The following is a 16,344-nucleotide window of genomic DNA, read 5'->3' on the forward strand; positions in this document are numbered from 1 at the left end:
GCTCTTTCACTCCACGGTTCATGCCCATGCCCGGCACGGGCATCCACGGGCGAACCTCTCCTTTCCGCCGCGACCGGGCCAATCCCGGTCACGTCGGGAAGGGCCGGCCTCAGGCCGCGCTGACGCGGCCGCCCGGCGGCTGGTTGCGCGCCGCCCAGCGGGTCAGCAGCAGAATGCCCAGCACCACCGCCACATAGGCGATCAGTTGCGCCTCGGTCGGCCGGTCGGTGTAGCCGACCAGCACATGCAGCGCCTGCCCGAACAGGCTCTTGTCGCGCAGCAGGAACGAGCTGTCCCACAGAATCTCGCCGCCGGCCTCCAGCAGGCCGGCCTGGGCCAGGAAGGTCACGGCGGTCGAGGCCATGCCCGCCGCCAGCAGGGTCAGCAGCCACGTCGTCACCGAGAAGAGATGGCGCGTCGGGATGCGCAGCAGACCGGCGTAGAGCAGCACCGACACCAGCGCCCCCAGCGCCATGCCGCCGAGTCCCCCGACCAGCACGGTGGCGAAACCGCTCTCTTCCGACGCCAGGATGCCGGTGAGGAACAGCACGACCTCCGACCCCTCGCGCAGCACCGCGACCCCGATCACGACGGCCAGCGCGGCCAGAGAGCGCTCGCCGCTCGCCACCGCGCGGCCGACCGCCGCCATGTCGCGCGCCAGCTCCCGGCCATGCTGGGCCATCCAGGCGTTGTGCCAGGCCAGCATGACGACGGCGACCAGCAGGACACCGGCGTTGAACATCTCCTGCCCGGTGTCGGCGAACAGCGCGCTGATGCCATCGGCGAAGACCGCGACGACGCAGGACCCGACGATGCCGGCGGCGATGCCGGTGGCGATCCAGCGGGCGCGCCCCACAACCCCCTGGGTGGCGGCAAGCACGATGCCGATGACGAGGCCGGCTTCGAGCACCTCGCGGAACACGATGATCAGACTGGCAAGCATGGCGGACGTCTCCGAGGAAGGACCGGCGCGAAGGGGAAAGCGAAACGGCCGGCCTCACTCGGCCAGGACGGCGCCCTGGGCGGTGGCTTCGTGGAACTCACCGAAGAAGGGATAGCGTCCGGGTTTCAGCGGCCCGATCGCGACCTTCATCTGCTTGCGGCCGCCGACGATCTTCTCGACCTTCAGCTCGGCGCTCTCGAACTCCTCGGACGTCACGTCCTGGTTGTCGACCAGCAGCGTCACCCGCTTGTTCGCGGGGACTTTCACCTCGGCGGGCTCGAACCTGTGGTCCTTGATGACGATGGTCACCGGAGCGTCCTCGGCCAGCGCCGGCGTCGCAAGCGGCAGGGCAAGGGCCAGCAGGGCGAAAGCCGGAAGGGCGAGCGAGACAAGCGGGCGACGCATCGTGACGGACCTCGAAGCGGATGAATGACCTTGCACCTGCAAATCATTCTCACCCGAAGCATCCACGGTCAACGATAAAGCGCCCCGCGCGCCGCGCAGCCCCCCTGCGACGGAACAGCACAGCTTGCCGGCCACAGTTTGTCGATGGCTCAGGGCAGTTCCGACACGGATCCGTCGAACTGTTCCAGACCGTCGGCGATGTCGTAGTAATCGGCCTTGTCCGCGACATAGCCATGCCGCAGCGTCGCCAGCCCGGTCGGCTGGTCGAGGCTGCCCGCCGCGATCTCGAGGTGCGGGTTGCCGTCCTCCTTCCAGAACAGCGACGAACCGCAACGCCCGCAGAAGCCGCGCCGGGCGAAGTCCGACGAGCGGTACCAGGACAGCGTCGCGTCAGCGTCGAAGACCACGGTGTCGTGCGGCACGGTGACGTAGGCGCCGACATGGCCGTGGAAGCGGCGGCATTGTCCGCAATGGCAGTTCACCACGCCCATCGGCCGCTCGGTCATCAGAAACCGGACGCCGCCGCACAGGCAGCCGCCGGGCAACCCCTTCCGATCGCTCATACCGTGTCTCCCGTGCTGGTTCGCCGTTCCAACCCGTCCGCGCCGATCTCGTAATAGGGTCCCTTGCAATCGACCAGGATGTGCCGGTCGGCGCGCAGCACCGATTGGTCATCCAGGCTGCCGGCGGTCACCGTGATGCGCTCCGCGTCGCCCACCGCCTCCCAGAACAGCCCGGCGCCGCAGCGCGCGCAGAAGCCGCGCCGCGCCCGCTCCGAGGAGGCATACCACGCCAGGGTGCCGTCGGCGGTCAGGCGGAACCCGGCGCGCGCCACGCCGGTGTAGGCGCCGACGTGGCTGTGCTGGCGGCGGCACTGCCCGCAATGGCAGAAGGACACCGGCTCCACCGGGCCGTCGATCGCGTAGCGCACGCCGCCGCACAGACAGCCACCCGTCAACGCCCCCGTCGACGCCCGTATCGACGTCATGCCCCTCACCCCCGCCAGAAGGGCTTTTCGGCTTCCTGGCTGGCGTCGGCGCGCGACACGCCGATGTCCGCCAGCAGATGGTCCGGCAGCGATTCCAGCGCCAGCCGCTGGCGCCTCCGCTCGCTCCAGGTCGCCATGCGGTCGAACAGCGCGGCCAGCAGGCCGCCGGCACCGGCGAAAGCGGAACGCTCCGCCGCCGTGGTCCGGGTGCTGGACAGGGTGGATTGGGTGATCCGGCTCATGATCGGTCTCCTTGCCCGATAAGCGGGGCCCGATAAGCGGGGCCGTGCAGGGATGATGGGAAAGACACGCTTCGAGGGGCTGGATGCGGGGATCGGCGGAAGGCGCCTCGACCGCACCGCATCGGCTGTCATCCTGGGGCTGTCGTCGTGGGACTGAAGATGACCCAACGACGCCTTGCGGACAAACGACGCTTTCTCATAGAGTCGATTAGAGAAACTAATCCGACCCCCTCCCCCGGATCCCGATGTCCCGCCGCCTGCCCCCGCTGAACGCGCTTCGCGCCTTCGAAGCCGCCGCCCGTCACCTGTCCTTCACCAAGGCGGCCGACGAACTCCATGTCACCCAGGCGGCGGTCAGCCACCAGATCAAGGCGCTGGAGGAGTGGCTCGGATTACCCCTGTTTCGCCGAATGAACCGCGCGCTGGCGCTGACCGAGGCCGGGCAGAACTACCTGCCGCCGGTGCGGGAGGCGATGGACACGCTGTCCCAGGCGACCGAGAAGCTGATCCGCACCGACAGCGCCGGCGCCCTGACCATCTCCACCATGCCGAGCTTCGCGTCGAAATGGCTGGTGCCGCGGCTGATGCGCTTCCAGAAGCGCTATCCCGACACCGACGTCCGCGTGCAGAGCACCATCCAGATGGTGGATTTCACCCGGCACGACGTCGATCTGGCGATCCGCTTCGGCACCGGCGTCTGGCCCGACCTGCGGGTCGAGCGGTTGCTGACCGAGGACATCTTTCCGGTCGGCCACCCGTCGCTGCTCAACGGCGAGCGCCCGCTGACCTGCCCGGAGGATCTCTGCAACCACACCCTGCTGCACGACGACTACAACATCTCCTGGGCGGTCTGGTGCCGGGCGGCCGGGATCGAGGGGGTGGACGTCGACCGCGGGCTGCGCTTCGACGATTCGTCCTTCACGCTGCAAGCGGCGATCAACGGCCACGGCATCGCGCTGGCGCGCGGCGTCCTGGTGTCCGACGACATCGCCAGCGGCCGGCTGGTGCGGCTGTTCAACGTCGGGCTGCCCGGCAGCCTGGCCTACTACGTCGTCGCCCCGCCGCATTACTTCAACCGGCCCAAGGTGAAGGCCTTCCGCGACTGGCTGTTCGAGGAGGCCGCCAACACGCCGTGAGCGCGCGGGGGCCTCAAGCGATAGCCCTGAACCCCCGCCACCCGCTTGCGGGCGCCCCGCACCGCTCCTATAGTCCGCGCCCATGAGCGCCCCCCACCCCCAAGACGAGATCTTCCCGCACCGCCACCTTCTCGGCATCGAGGGGTTGCGGGCCGGCGAGATCACCCGGATCCTCGACCTCGCCGACGGCTATGTCGAGCAGAACCGCCGCCCCGTGAAGAAGTCCGCCCTGCTGGACGGCCGCACGCTGGTGAACCTGTTCTTCGAGAACTCCACCCGCACCCGCACGAGCTTCGAGCTGGCCGGCAAGCGGCTGGGCGCCGACGTCATCAACATGTCGTCGGACGGCAGCTCGGTGAAGAAGGGCGAGACGCTGATCGACACGGCGATGACGCTCAACGCCATGCATCTCGACGCGCTGGTCGTGCGCCACGCCGATTCGGGCGCCGTCAAGCTGCTGGCCGACAAGGTCAACTGCTCGGTCATCAACGCCGGCGACGGGCACCACGAGCACCCGACCCAGGCGCTGCTCGACGCGCTGGCGATCCGCCGCCGCGTCGGCCGGCTGGAGGGGCTGGTGGTGGCGATCTGCGGCGACATCCTGCACAGCCGGGTGGCGCGCTCCAACATCCATCTGCTGAACGCCATGGGCGCCCGCGTGCGCTGCGTGGCACCGCCGACCCTGCTGCCCTCGCAGATCGACCGGCTCGGCGTCGAGGTCCATCATCAGATGAAGACCGGCCTGAAGGACGCCGACGTCGTGATGATGCTGCGGCTCCAGACCGAGCGGATGAGCGGCCAGTACATCCCGTCGACCCGCGAATACTTCTACTTCTACGGCCTCGACTACGAGAAGCTGGAGGTCGCCAAGCCCGACGCGGTCATCATGCACCCCGGCCCGATGAACCGCGGCGTCGAGATCGACTCGGAGGTCGCCGACGACCTCAAGCGCTCGATGATCCTCGACCAGGTCGAGCTGGGCGTCGCCGTGCGCATGGCCGTCCTCGACCTCCTGACCCGCGAACGCCGGAAGGCCGACCAATGAACAGCCGCGTCGCCTACCTGAACGCCCGCCTGCTCGATCCCGCGACCGGGCTGGACCAGCGCGCCGACCTGCTGACCGACGGCGGCAAGATCGCCGATTTCGGCCCCGACCTGTTCCGCGACGGCGTGCCCGCCGACGCCGAGGCGGTGAATCTGGACGGCCTCTGCCTCGCCCCCGGCCTCGTCGACATGCGCGTGCTGATCGGCGAGCCGGGCGAGGAGGAGAAGGACACGATCAAGAGCGCGTCGCGCGCCGCCGCCGCCGGCGGCATCACCGCGATGGCACTGCTGCCCAACACCACGCCGGTCCTCGACGAGGTCGCCGGGCTGGAATTCGTCGCCCGCCGCGCCCGCGAGGCCAAGCTGGTCAAGGTCTTCGCCTACGGCTCCGCCACGCGCGGGACCGAGGGCAAGGAGATCACCGAGATGGGCCTGCTGGCCCAGGCCGGCGCCGTCGCCTTCACCGACGGCACCAAGGCGATCGGCAGCGCCAAGACGATGCGCCGGGCGCTGAGCTACGCCAGGACCTTCGACAAGCTGATCGTGCAGCACCCGGAGGAGCCGTCGCTGTCCTCGGGCGGCATGATGAACTCCGGCGAGATCGCCACCCGCCTCGGCCTCGTCGGCATCCCGCGCGAGGCCGAGATCATCATGATCGAGCGCGACCTGCGGCTGGTCGAACTGACCGGCGGCCGGCTGCACTTCGCCCACGTCACCACGTCGGAGTCGGTGGAGCTGATCCGCCGGGCCAAGGCGCGCGGCCTGCGCGTGACCTGCGACACCGCCCCGCACTATTTCGCCCTGACCGAGGTCGATGTCGGCGACTACCGCACCTACGCCAAGGTCTCGCCGCCGCTGCGCGGCGAGATGGACCGCCGCGCGGTGGTCGAGGGGCTGGCCGACGGCACCATCGACGCCATCGCGTCCGACCATGTCCCGCAGGACCAGGACCAGAAGCGCCTGCCCTTCGCCCAGGCCGCCTTCGGCGTGATCGGGCTGGAGACGCTGCTGCCGCTGACGCTGGAACTGGTCCACAAGGGCAGGCTGCCGCTGCTGAAGGCGCTGGCCTGCGTCACCGCCAACCCGGCGGCGATCCTCGACCTGGCCCTCGGCCGCATCGCCAGGGGGGCCGCCGCCGACCTCGTGGTCTTCGATCTCGACAGCCCCTGGCAGATCGACGTCTCGCGCTTCAAGTCGAAGTCGAAGAACTCGCCCTTCGAGAACCGCCCGGTCCAGGGCCGTCCGCTGCGCACCATCGTCGACGGCCGCACCGTCTGGACGGAGGGCTGAGCCGGTGGTCATGCTGGCCGTCTGCGCCCTGCTGGGCTATCTGCTGGGCTCGATCCCGTTCGGCCTCGTGCTGACCCGCATGGCCGGTCTGGGCGACATCCGCCAGATCGGTTCCGGCAACATCGGGGCGACCAACGTGCTCCGCACCGGCAACAAGCCGCTGGCGCTCGCCACGCTGCTGCTCGACAGCGGCAAGGGCGCCATCGCGGCGCTGCTCGCCTTCCTGTGGGCCGGCCCGGCCTTTCTCGGGCTGGAGGCGGCGGTGCTGGCCGCCGGCGGGGCCATGCTGGGCCACAGCTTTCCGGTCTGGCTCGGCTTCAAGGGCGGCAAGGGGGTCGCAACGGCGCTTGGCGTGCTGCTGGCGGTGTGCTGGCCGGCCGGGCTGCTGGCCTGCCTGACCTGGCTGGTCATGGCGGCGGTCTTCCGCATCTCGTCGCTGTCGGCGCTGACCGCGCTGGCTCTCAGCCCGCTGACCGGCTGGTATTTCGGCGGCCCGCTGGTCGCCGGCCTGTGCCTGTTCATCGCCGTCCTGGTCTTCATCCGCCACGAAGCCAACATCCGCCGCCTGCTGAAGGGCGAGGAACCGAGGATCGGCGCCGGAAAGAAGAAGGCGGTCCCCTGAAACGCCCCCTCTTTGAAGGTGGACGCGGATCAAACGACCGTATCCGTCCTTGAGGAATATTTGCCGCCTCCCCGCGTCCATGATGAAGCGGCGCCGCCAACCGGCGCGCTTCGTTTATGGGGAGGATCGAACGATGACATCCGCAACCCGCATCACCGCGCTCGCCTTCGGCCTGGGCATCGCCCTGTTCGGCGCGCCCGTCCTTGCGCAGGGAAAAGAGCCGGCGATGACCGGCAAGACGGCCATGGGGCCGGTGCTGACCGACGCGAAGGGCATGACGCTCTACGTGTTCGACAAGGACACCGCCGGAAAGTCGACCTGCAACGGCCCGTGTGCCGCGAACTGGCCGCCGCTGATGGCCGATTCCTCCGCCAAACCGATGGGCAAATACACCGTCGTCACCCGCGACGACGGCTCCAGGCAGTGGGCCTACAACGGCAAACCCCTCTACACATGGGCCAAGGACGCCAAGGCCGGCGACACCACGGGGGACGGCGTGAACAGCGTCTGGCACGTCGCGAAGCCATGACAGGACCGGCGCGCCGAGCGGCTTCCGAAACGGACCGGCCGGCGCGCAACCCGGCGGGAGCGGGCGTCACGGCAGCCCCCCTCCCGCCGCTTCTCCAGCGGTTTGCGTTTTTTCGTCGGATAGGGCTTGGCAGGCGGGAAATCTTTCGCTATACACCCGCCCACGCCAACAACGGCAGCCCGAACAAGGGCTTCCGATCCCGGTTAGCTCAGTTGGTAGAGCAGCGGACTGTTAATCCGCTTGTCGCTGGTTCGAGTCCAGCACCGGGAGCCAGATTGGAAAAGGGCCGGACGCCAGCAGCGTCCGGCCCTTTTTCTTTCCCGGCGCCCCGCGTGGAAATCGGCCGTTCGGCCAACCGTCTCCGTTCTAGCGACATCGTATAAGCCCAAATGGTGGGGCTGATGCACCGGAAGCGAACTGCCACCGGAGGGCCGGCAGGTTTAAACTTTGCAACAATTCCGAACCGAGCCCGTCGGTTGGGTGCTCCGCCGAAGGAGGACCGCCATGCTTCTGCCACTGCGAGGATCCCACCCGCTCGACCCACCCGCCAGGCCTCTGGGGGAAGACGCGCCGATGCGATTGCGCGATTGCACCGGCGCTGCCTTCCTGTTCGCCGTCGCCATGGTGACCGCGCTGCTGCTGCTCGGGCTGGACTGGGACATGATGTTGGACGGCGACCGCTCCCTGCCGGAAGCCACCCGCACGCTGATCATGGCGCCCCTGCCCCGCTGATCGTCCGGTCGCCCCCGCCACGCGCGTTCAGCGGCCCGTGACATCGCTCAACCGACGAGATCGTCGTAGATGGTCGCGTCGGGATCGCCCTCGACGGCCTGCGACGCCACCCGTTTCCATTCCCCGCACCAGTCGGTGGACAGGGTGATGGGGAAAGTGCCATCGGGGCTGCGCGGGGTCACCACCGGCGGGTAGCGCCGGCAGGTTCCCTTCGGCCCGCGCTGGCGCAGGCCCTGCCCCTCCCAGAAGCGGCAGGTGTAGCAGGTGTCCGTTCGCTTCATCGCCGACCATTCCTCTCTCGTTCATCGCGGCCGCGAAGGAAGGGAACGGATCGGAGTCCCTCACTCGTGGCGTGGCTTGCCGGGCCGCAGGGCGTCGGAACATTGGGCGTAATACGCCTTGATGTCCGCGTCCAGAACCCTGCGCCGCTCCCCCTCCTTCGACTCGTCGGGCGCGTCGCTCAGACGCTGGAATTCCTCCACGGCGCGCTCGAGGTCCTGCTCGCTGCTGATGGGCATCACATGGGTCTCCCGTATGGCTGATGCGTCTCCACGACAACACCGGCCGGCGCGGCATGTTTCACGCCGATGGCGACGGTCACGCCTTGATGCGCCGCGACTCGCACGCAATGTCATGAGGGGCGGCTCCGGGGGCGGATCCGCGTTTGCGGGAGGGCGGCAAGCATGCGGGTCGTCGTCACAGCCACCGTCATCGGAACGAATCTCATCGGAGCCCTGGCCATCGCAGCCAGGACCATCGCAGCCACCTTGGCGGCGCGCGGCGCCGGCCTCTTCCTCCTTCTCCTGGTCCTGTTCCCCTCGGCGCCCCTTCGCGCCGCCGAGGGGCTGGACGCCGACCGGCTGATGCGCGCCGTGGTCGGCGTCTCGGCGGTGGTCCCGCCGGACGCGCAAAGCTCCCAGACGCTGGGTTCGACCCGCGAGGGCAGCGGCATCGTCATCGACGGATCGGGCCTGATCCTGACCATCGGCTACACCGTCATGGAAGCCTCGGAAATCCAGGTGACCACGCTGGAGGGCAAGGGCTATCCGGCGACCCTGGTCGCCTACGATCCGGTCAGCGGCTTCGGCCTGCTGCGCGCCGGGATGGGCTTCGAGTCGCCGTGGCTGCGGCTGGGCAGCGTGGCGGCGGTGGAGGAAGGCGACGCGCTGCTGGCGCTCAGCGGCGGCCGCAACCGGTCGGCGACGGCAGTGAAGCTGGTCGGCAAGCGCGAGTTCGCCGGCTATTGGGAGTATCTGCTGGACGAGGCCCTGTTCACCTTCCCGCCGATCCGCGCCTTCAACGGGGCGGCGCTGGTCGACCGCAACGGCACGCTGGTGGGCGTCGGCTCGCTGCTGGTGGCGCAGGCGATGGAGGGGCGCGGGCTGCCGGGCAACATGTTCGTGCCGATCTCGGCCCTGGAGCCGATCCTCTCCGACCTGCTGGCCTACGGCAAGCGGCAGGAGCCGGCGCGCCCCTGGCTGGGCGTGACCCTGCGCGAGGAGCAGGGCCGGCTGCTGGTCGAGAAGGTGTCGCCGCGCGGCCCCGCCGAATCGGCCGGGGTGCGGCCGGGCGACCAGATCGTCGGGGTCGGCGGACAGCGCTTCAGCGGGCTGGCCGATTTCTACCGCAAGCTCTGGGGGCTGGGACCGGCCGGCGTGGTGGTGCCGCTGGAGGTGCTGCGCGGGGCGCGGCTGGAGCCGGTCACCGTGCCGTCGGCCGACCGCGTGCGCTTCCTGCGGCTGAATCCGACCTTGTAGCGGGGAAAGGATGCGGTAAACCCTGGAAGGACCCTTTTCATTCCGCTTCCGGGGCAGACTCGCCATGGACCATCCCGACATCGAGATCCTCGACAGGACGACGGCCTACAAGGGCTTCCTGACCATCGACGTCTACCGCCTGCGCCACAAGAAGTTCGACGGCACCTGGACCGGCGTGCTGCCGCCGCGCGAGGTCTGCGACCGCGGGCCGGCGGTCGGCGTGCTGCTCTACGATCCCGACCGCGACGCCGTGGTGATGATCGAGCAGTTCCGCGTCGGCTCCGCCGCCGTCGGCGGTCCGGCCTGGATGACCGAGATCGTCGCCGGCATGGTCGGCGAGGGTGAGACCCCCGAGGAGGTCGCCCGCCGCGAGGCCGTCGAGGAGGCCGGCTGCACCATCGGCGCGATCGAACCGATCGGCGATTACTTCGTCAGCCCCGGCGCCTTCACCGAGCAGGTCTTCGTCTTCTGCGGGCGGGTCGACAGCCGTGGACTGGCCGCGACCGGCGGGCTGGAGGAGGAGCACGAGGACATCCGCATCATGGTGATGCCGACCGACGAGGCGATCCGGCTGATGGATGAGAACCGCCTTCGCAACTCCGTCGCCATCATCGCCATCGGCTGGCTGGCCCGCCACCGCGAGGCGCTGCGCCGGCGCTGGCTCGGTGACGGCCAAGTTTCCACCTGAGAAATTTGTTCAATGCTGCATTTCACAGACCCATCTTGAATCGCGGCCGCTATCTCCCGATAGTGAAGGCCAACATTCGGCATCAGGATTCAGGAGACTCGGTCGTGGACATTCGCAACGGCTTCATCGGCGCCATCGGAAACACGCCGCTGATCCGCCTGGAAGGCCCCTCGAAGGCGACGGGGTGCGACATCCTCGGCAAGGCGGAGTTCCTGAACCCCGGCGGCTCGGTGAAGGACCGCGCGGCGCTCGCCATCGTCCAGGATGCCGAGCAGCGCGGGCTGCTGCGCCCCGGCGGCACCATCGTCGAGGGCACGGCCGGCAACACCGGCATCGGGCTGGCGCTGGTCGGCAACGCGCTGGGCTACCGCACCGTCATCGTCATGCCGGAAACCCAGAGCCAGGAAAAGAAGGACATGCTGCGGCTGGTCGGCGCCGACCTGCGGCTGGTCCCGGCGGTGCCCTACTCCAACCCCGACAATTACGTGCGCTACTCCGGCCGGCTGGCCGATGAGCTGGCGAAGACCGAGCCCAACGGCGCCATCTGGGCCAACCAGTTCGACAACGTGGCCAACCGCGAAGGCCACCGCCTGACCACCGGACCCGAGATCTGGGAGCAGACCGGGGGCCGGGTGGACGCCTTCACCTGCGCGGTCGGCAGCGGCGGCACGCTGGCCGGCATCGGTCTGGCGCTCAAGGAGCGCAACCCCAACATCCGCATCGCGCTGGCCGACCCGATGGGCGCCTCGCTTTACAATTACTACGCCTATGGCGAACTGAAGGCGGAAGGCAGCTCGATCACCGAGGGCATTGGCCAGGGCCGCATCACCGCCAATCTGGAGGGCGCGCCGATCGACCAGGCGCTCCAGATCACCGACGAGGAAGCGCTGCCGATCATCTTCGACCTGATCAGGACGCAGGGGCTGGTGCTGGGCGGCTCGTCGGGCATCAACATCGCCGCCGCGATCCGCGTCGCCCGCGACCTCGGGCCGGGCCACACCGTCGTGACCATCCTGTGCGACGGGGGGCAGCGTTACCAATCGAAGCTCTTCAATCCGGACTTCCTTCGTGAGAAGAATCTTCCCGTGCCTGATTGGCTCGCCTGATTCTTCCTCGCGGGGTTCCATGGACGCGCTGTTTCGCGACGACGCTTACGCCCAACGCTGCACCGCCACCGTCGTTTCGGTGGACGAGCGCGGCATCCGGCTCGACCGGACCGTCTTCTACCCGACCGGCGGCGGCCAGCCCGGCGACAGCGGGGTGCTGCGCTTCGACGGCGGCGAGATCCGCATCGCCGACACGGTGAAGGGGGACGGCGGCCCCGACGACGTGATCCACGTCCCGGAGGACGGCGCCGCCCCGCCCGCTCCCGGCACCGCGGTGGAGGCGGTCATCGACTGGGAGCGGCGCCACCGCCACATGCGGATGCACACGGCGCTGCATCTGCTGTGCGCCGTGGTGCCCGGCTCGGTCACCGGCGGGCAGATCGGGGCGGACAAGAGCCGCCTCGACTTCAACGTTCCGGCCGCGAGCCTGGACAAGGACGCCATCGCCGCCGCCGTCAACGCGCTGATCGCCGCCGACACGACCGTCGGCACCCGCTGGATCACCGACGAGGAGATGGCGGCCGCGCCCGAGCTGGTGCGCACCATGTCGGTGAAGCCGCCGACCGGCTCGGGCCGGGTCCGGCTGCTGGACGTCGAGGGGGTGGATCTCCAGCCCTGCGGCGGCACCCATGTCGCCCGCACCGGCGAGATCGGCGGCATCGAGGTCACCAAGATCGAGAACAAGGGCAAGCAGAACCGGCGCGTCGTCATCGCGCTGAAGGACTGAGCCCGAAGAAACGAAGGGAAGACGCCGCCATGACCGACGCCACCGCCACCGGGACCCCGGTCGAGTCCCTGCCCGGCCCAATCGTCTCCACCGACTGGCTGGCCCGCAATCTGGGCCGCCCTGGCCTGCGGGTGCTCGACTGCTCCTGGTACTTCGCCTCGCAGAACCGCGACACCCACGCCGAATTCGCCGAGCGCCGCATCCCCGGCGCCCGCTTCGCCGAGGTGGACGACATCTCGGCGCCCGACACCGGCCCCCTGCCCCACATGGTGCCGGACGCCGCGCTGTTCGCCGCCAAGGTCGGCGCGCTCGGCATCGGCGACGGCGATACGGTGGTGACCTACGACAGCGCCGGCATCGCCACGGCGGCGGCGCGGGTCTGGTGGATGTTCCGGCTGTTCGGCCACGACAAGGTGGCGGTGCTCGACGGCGGCCTGCCGCGCTGGCTGGCCGAGGAACGCCCGACCGAATCGGGCACCGCGCCGGCCCCCGCGCCAGGGAGCTTCACCGCCCGGCCGCGCCCGGAGCTGGTGCGCGGCGTCGACGACGTGCTCGCCAACATCGACCGCAAGGCCGAACAGGTGACCGACGCCCGCGCCCCGGCCCGCTTCGAGGGCAACGCCGCCGAGCCCTGGCCCGGCCGCCGCAGCGGGCGCATCCCCGGCAGCTTCAACCTGCCCCACACCGACCTGATGGATCCGGACACCAAGCTCCTGCTGCCGCCCGACGCCATCCGGGCGAAGGCCCAGGCGGCCGGGCTCGATCTCGGCCGGCCGGTGGTGGCTTCCTGCGGCAGCGGCATCACCGCCTGCGTGATCGCGCTGGGTCTGGCGACCGCCGGCAAGACGGACGTCGCCATCTATGACGGCTCCTGGGCGGAATGGGGCCTGCGTCCCGACCTGCCCATCGAGACCGGACCCCGCGCGGCATGACCGGACCGACGCTCGCCATCCGCGTCTGCGGTCCCTCCGACCGCGACGCGGTGGTGGCGCTGTGGACCGCCTGCGGGCTGGTCGTTCCCTGGAACGACCCGGCGGCGGACATCGCGCTGGCGCTCTCCCGGCCGAACTCGACCATCCTGCTCGGCACGCTGGACGGCGGCATCGTCGCCAGCGCGATGGTCGGCCATGACGGGCACCGGGGCTGGATCTATTATGTGGCCGTCGATCCCGTCCACCAGAAGCGCGGTTACGGGCACCGCATGGTCGAGGCCGCCGAACGCTGGCTGGCCGAGGCCGGGATGCCCAAGGTCCAGCTTCTGGTGCGCGAGACCAACCAGCGGGTGCTGGCCTTCTACGAGCGGTTGGGCTATGCCACCTCGCCCGTTACGATGATGCAGAAATGGCTGACGAAACCTTCTCCCTGATGCGCCCCGCCCTGCCGACCGCCGTGAAGCCGGGGAACCTCTCGGTCATCGTCACCTATCTGGAGATGACGGCGCCCCCGAGCCACGCGCCGCTGGCCCGGCCGAAGGGCGATGTGGCGCTGGTCCGCGCCAACCCGCCCAACTGGTCCTTCTACCGCTATCTCTACGACACGGTCGGCGAGCCGTGGCTGTGGCACGAGCGCCGCCGCCTGCCCCGCAAGGAGCTGGAGCGCAGCCTCAACGACCCGCGCGTCGAGGTCTGGGTTCTCTACGTGAGCGGGACTCCGGCCGGCTACGCCGAGCTCGACCGGCGGGAAGCGGCGACCGACCTCGCCTATTTCGGGATGATCCCGGACTTCATCGGGCTGAAGCTCGGTCCCTGGCTGCTCGACACCGCGATCCGGCTGGCCTGGGACGGCGGGGCGAGGAAGCTGGTGGTCAACACATGCAGCTTCGACCATCCCAAGGCGCTGCCGCTCTACCAGAGCATGGGATTCAAGCCGGTGCGGCATGTCGTGCGGGAGATCCGCGACCCCCGGATCGGTGGACCCTTGCCGAAGAGCGCGGGGCCGCACATTCCGATCATCGAGTGACGTAAAGCATCAGTCTTTATTTTTGACACAGATGAACACAGATAGACACAGATGAATGGTGATGACAGCCAGCCTGCCCGGATAGGCCCTGCCATCCATTCAAAATGAATCTGTGTTTATCTGTGTTCATCTGTGTCTGGATATTTTTATCATCGGGGCATTGGACCAAGTGGTTTTTACCCCAATATCTCCGCCAGCGCCGCAACCAGCAGCTTATTTTCCTCTTCCCGCCCGACGGTGATGCGCAGGCAGTCCGGCAGGCCGTAATCGGCAACCGGTTTCACCAGGATGCCGCGCCCCGCCAGATGGTCGATCACCGCCTGAACGCCCAGCGACGGGTCGGTCGGCACGCGGGCCAGCACGAAGTTGCAGACGCTCGGGTAGACCCGCAGCCCCACCCGCTCCAACTCGCGCGACAGCCAGGGAAGCCATTCGGCGTTGTGGGCGTAGGTCGCCTCCTCATGCTCGGCGTCGCCAAGCGCGGCCGTCGCGGCGGCCTGGGCCGGGGTCGCGACGTTGAAGGCACCGCGGATCGCGTTGACCGCCTCGACCACCGCCGCCGGGCCATAACCCCAGCCGACCCGCAGGCCGGCCAACCCGTGCATCTTCGAGAAGGTGCGGATCATCAGCACGTTGTCGGAGGTCTCGACGATCTCCGTCCCGTCGCTGTAGTCGGGCCGCCGGCAATAGTCGGCGTAGGCCGAATCGAGCACCAGCAGCGTGTGCGGCGGCAGGCCGGCGCGCAGCCTCTGGACATATTCGGCCGGGATGTAGGTGCCGGTCGGGTTGTTCGGGTTGGCGAGGAAGCAGATTCGCGTGCGCTCGTTGGCGCGGTCGATCATCGCCTGGACGTCGACCACCATGTCCCGTTCCGCCGCGACCACCGCCGTTGCGCCGGACGCGCGGATCGCCTTCAGGAAACCGCGATAGCCGCGCTCGTGGCACAGCACCTCGTCGCCCGGCCCGGCGAAGGCCTGGGTCACCAGATGGATCAGCTCCTCCGACCCGGCGGTGCAGACGACGCGCTCGACGTCGATGGCGTAGCGCCGGGCGATGGCGTGGCGCAGCGAATCCTGGCTCCAGTCGGGGTAGCGGTGGATCTGGCCGGCCGCGTTGCGGTAGGCGGCCAGCGCCGCCGGGCTCGGCCCCAGGGGATTCTGCGTCAGCGAGAGGTCGATCCAGCGCCGGCCGTCCTTGGGCGGGCGCGTCGGCCGGTAGGGCTTGATCTGTACGACGCCAGGGCGTGGGCTGAGCAGATCCATGAGGCACGGTCTCCGTTGTGCGTGGCAGCCGGCAGCGCGTAACGGAAGACGATTGAACCTGAAACCGGCGTGCGTCGCCACACTTCATTGCGCCGCACACCGGGAAAAACGGCGTTTGTTTCCGAAGGTCAGTGATTCAGGATCTGGCTGAGGAACAGCTTGGTCCGCTCCGACTTCGGGTTGGTGAAGAAGCGGTCCGGCGTGTCCTGCTCGACGATTTCGCCGCGGTCCATGAAGATGACCCGGTCGGCGACCGACTTGGCGAAGCCCATCTCATGGGTGACGCAGAGCATGGTCATGCCGTCCTCGGCCAGCCCGATCATGACGTCGAGCACCTCCTTGACCATTTCCGGGTCGAGGGCGGAGGTCGGCTCGTCGAACAGCATCACCTTCGGGCTCATGCACAGCGAGCGCGCGATGGCGACGCGCTGCTGCTGGCCGCCGGAGAGCTGGCCGGGGTACTTGTTGGCCTGCTCGGCGATGCGCACGCGCTTCAGGTAGCGCATGGCGATGTCCTCGGCCTCGGCCTTCGGCTTCTTGCGCACCCAGATGGGGGCCAGCGTGCAGTTCTCCAGCACCGTCAGGTGCGGGAACAGGTTGAAGTGCTGGAACACCATGCCGACCTCGCGGCGCACCAGCTCGATGTTCTTCAGGTTGTTGGTCAGCTCGATGCCGTCGACGACGATCGTGCCCTTCTGGTGTTCCTCCAGCCGGTTCAGGCAGCGGATCATCGTCGACTTGCCGGAACCCGAGGGGCCGCAGACGACGATGCGCTCGCCCTTCTGGACGCTGAGGTCGATGTTCTTGAGGACGTGGAACTCGCCGTACCACTTGTTGACGCCGGTGCAGCGGATGATCTCCTCGCCGCTGAGCGTGTGCTGGGCCTGTTGGGCGACCTGGGCCATGATTCTGTG

22 protein-coding genes and 1 tRNA gene are annotated in these 16,344 nt (G+C 69.0%); 14 read left to right on the forward strand and 9 right to left on the reverse strand.

Translation table 11 applies throughout. From position 1 onward, the window contains the following. Nucleotides 1-109: 109 nt before the first annotated feature. The 5 genes from J2847_RS03915 to J2847_RS03935 form a co-directional block, all read right to left on the reverse strand. Nucleotides 110-943, reverse strand: coding sequence for an FTR1 family iron permease (locus J2847_RS03915; RefSeq protein ID WP_209777120.1), 834 nt, complete (start codon nt 941-943; stop codon nt 110-112). A 54-nt stretch (nt 944-997) separates the two neighbouring features. Further along, nucleotides 998-1,348: a cupredoxin domain-containing protein gene (locus J2847_RS03920; protein ID WP_209777122.1), complete on the reverse strand. Its 351-nt coding sequence runs from the start codon at nt 1,346-1,348 to the stop codon at nt 998-1,000. A gap of 149 nt (nt 1,349-1,497) precedes the next feature. After that, nucleotides 1,498-1,911 (reverse strand): GFA family protein, encoded by a 414-nt coding sequence (locus J2847_RS03925; protein WP_209777123.1) that lies wholly within the window; start codon nt 1,909-1,911, stop codon nt 1,498-1,500. Next, nucleotides 1,908-2,336 carry a GFA family protein gene (locus J2847_RS03930; protein ID WP_209777124.1) on the reverse strand — a complete coding sequence of 143 codons (429 nt, stop codon included), beginning with the start codon at nt 2,334-2,336 and terminating at the stop codon, nt 1,908-1,910. The genes J2847_RS03925 and J2847_RS03930 overlap by 4 nt, the downstream gene beginning before the upstream one ends. Before the next feature lie 5 nt (nt 2,337-2,341). After that, entirely contained in the window at nt 2,342-2,578 is a 237-nt protein-coding gene (locus tag J2847_RS03935) for a DUF1127 domain-containing protein (protein ID WP_209777125.1), read from the reverse strand. A gap of 245 nt (nt 2,579-2,823) precedes the next feature. Here J2847_RS03935 and J2847_RS03940 point away from each other — a divergent pair, with 245 nt between their 5' ends. From J2847_RS03940 to J2847_RS03970, 7 genes are all read left to right on the forward strand, one after another. Continuing rightward, entirely contained in the window at nt 2,824-3,714 is an 891-nt protein-coding gene (locus J2847_RS03940) for a transcriptional regulator GcvA (RefSeq protein ID WP_085556589.1), read from the forward strand. A gap of 82 nt (nt 3,715-3,796) precedes the next feature. Continuing rightward, nucleotides 3,797-4,759, forward strand: a complete 963-nt coding sequence (locus tag J2847_RS03945) for an aspartate carbamoyltransferase catalytic subunit (protein WP_085556588.1) — start codon at nt 3,797-3,799, stop codon at nt 4,757-4,759. After that, nucleotides 4,756-6,048 carry a dihydroorotase gene (locus J2847_RS03950; RefSeq protein WP_209777127.1) on the forward strand — a complete coding sequence of 431 codons (1,293 nt, stop codon included), beginning with the start codon at nt 4,756-4,758 and terminating at the stop codon, nt 6,046-6,048. The genes J2847_RS03945 and J2847_RS03950 overlap by 4 nt, the downstream gene beginning before the upstream one ends. 10 nt (nt 6,049-6,058) lie before the next feature. After that, nucleotides 6,059-6,670: a glycerol-3-phosphate 1-O-acyltransferase PlsY gene (gene plsY, locus J2847_RS03955; RefSeq protein WP_209777327.1), complete on the forward strand. Its 612-nt coding sequence runs from the start codon at nt 6,059-6,061 to the stop codon at nt 6,668-6,670. A gap of 133 nt (nt 6,671-6,803) precedes the next feature. After that, on the forward strand, nt 6,804-7,199 hold the full coding sequence (locus J2847_RS03960) for a COG4315 family predicted lipoprotein (protein WP_209777129.1): 396 nt from the start codon (nt 6,804-6,806) through the stop codon (nt 7,197-7,199). A gap of 197 nt (nt 7,200-7,396) precedes the next feature. Continuing rightward, nucleotides 7,397-7,472: transfer RNA gene (locus J2847_RS03965), tRNA-Asn, on the forward strand. A 300-nt stretch (nt 7,473-7,772) separates the two neighbouring features. Next, complete coding sequence (locus tag J2847_RS03970) at nt 7,773-7,931, forward strand: hypothetical protein (protein ID WP_209777131.1); 159 nt, start codon at nt 7,773-7,775, stop codon at nt 7,929-7,931. A gap of 47 nt (nt 7,932-7,978) precedes the next feature. Here the strand turns inward: J2847_RS03970 and J2847_RS03975 are convergent, their stop codons facing one another. Together J2847_RS03975 and J2847_RS03980 are read right to left on the reverse strand one after the other, a co-directional pair. Next, on the reverse strand, nt 7,979-8,212 hold the full coding sequence (locus J2847_RS03975) for a hypothetical protein (protein ID WP_209777132.1): 234 nt from the start codon (nt 8,210-8,212) through the stop codon (nt 7,979-7,981). Nucleotides 8,213-8,272: 60 nt separating this feature from the next. Further along, nucleotides 8,273-8,449 carry a hypothetical protein gene (locus J2847_RS03980; RefSeq protein ID WP_179166224.1) on the reverse strand — a complete coding sequence of 59 codons (177 nt, stop codon included), beginning with the start codon at nt 8,447-8,449 and terminating at the stop codon, nt 8,273-8,275. A gap of 165 nt (nt 8,450-8,614) precedes the next feature. Between J2847_RS03980 and J2847_RS03985 the strand changes: the two genes are divergently transcribed. From J2847_RS03985 to J2847_RS04015, 7 genes are all read left to right on the forward strand, one after another. Next, a complete protein-coding gene (locus J2847_RS03985) occupies nt 8,615-9,688 on the forward strand; it encodes a S1C family serine protease (protein WP_233474258.1) in 1,074 nt (357 codons plus the stop codon). A gap of 64 nt (nt 9,689-9,752) precedes the next feature. Beyond that, entirely contained in the window at nt 9,753-10,376 is a 624-nt protein-coding gene (locus J2847_RS03990) for an NUDIX domain-containing protein (RefSeq protein ID WP_209777134.1), read from the forward strand. 104 nt (nt 10,377-10,480) lie between these two features. Next, nucleotides 10,481-11,482: a cysteine synthase A gene (locus J2847_RS03995; RefSeq protein ID WP_209777136.1), complete on the forward strand. Its 1,002-nt coding sequence runs from the start codon at nt 10,481-10,483 to the stop codon at nt 11,480-11,482. A 19-nt stretch (nt 11,483-11,501) separates the two neighbouring features. Beyond that, on the forward strand, nt 11,502-12,209 hold the full coding sequence (locus J2847_RS04000; RefSeq protein WP_209777137.1) for an alanyl-tRNA editing protein: 708 nt from the start codon (nt 11,502-11,504) through the stop codon (nt 12,207-12,209). A 29-nt stretch (nt 12,210-12,238) separates the two neighbouring features. Further along, nucleotides 12,239-13,141 (forward strand): sulfurtransferase, encoded by a 903-nt coding sequence (locus J2847_RS04005; protein ID WP_209777139.1) that lies wholly within the window; start codon nt 12,239-12,241, stop codon nt 13,139-13,141. Then, nucleotides 13,138-13,575, forward strand: coding sequence for a GNAT family acetyltransferase (locus J2847_RS04010; protein WP_209777140.1), 438 nt, complete (start codon nt 13,138-13,140; stop codon nt 13,573-13,575). The genes J2847_RS04005 and J2847_RS04010 overlap by 4 nt, the downstream gene beginning before the upstream one ends. Then, nucleotides 13,551-14,168 carry a GNAT family N-acetyltransferase gene (locus J2847_RS04015; RefSeq protein WP_209777142.1) on the forward strand — a complete coding sequence of 206 codons (618 nt, stop codon included), beginning with the start codon at nt 13,551-13,553 and terminating at the stop codon, nt 14,166-14,168. Before J2847_RS04010 ends, J2847_RS04015 begins: the two co-directional genes overlap by 25 nt. Before the next feature lie 176 nt (nt 14,169-14,344). On the opposite strand, the gene J2847_RS04020 is transcribed toward J2847_RS04015, so the two are convergent. After that, complete coding sequence (locus J2847_RS04020; protein WP_209777144.1) at nt 14,345-15,430, reverse strand: pyridoxal phosphate-dependent aminotransferase; 1,086 nt, start codon at nt 15,428-15,430, stop codon at nt 14,345-14,347. A 128-nt stretch (nt 15,431-15,558) separates the two neighbouring features. After that, complete coding sequence (locus J2847_RS04025; protein ID WP_211114596.1) at nt 15,559-16,335, reverse strand: amino acid ABC transporter ATP-binding protein; 777 nt, start codon at nt 16,333-16,335, stop codon at nt 15,559-15,561. Nucleotides 16,336-16,344: the final 9 nt, after the last annotated feature.

The sequence above is a fragment of the Azospirillum agricola genome (assembly GCF_017876095.1).
Lineage (GTDB): Bacteria > Pseudomonadota > Alphaproteobacteria > Azospirillales > Azospirillaceae > Azospirillum > Azospirillum agricola.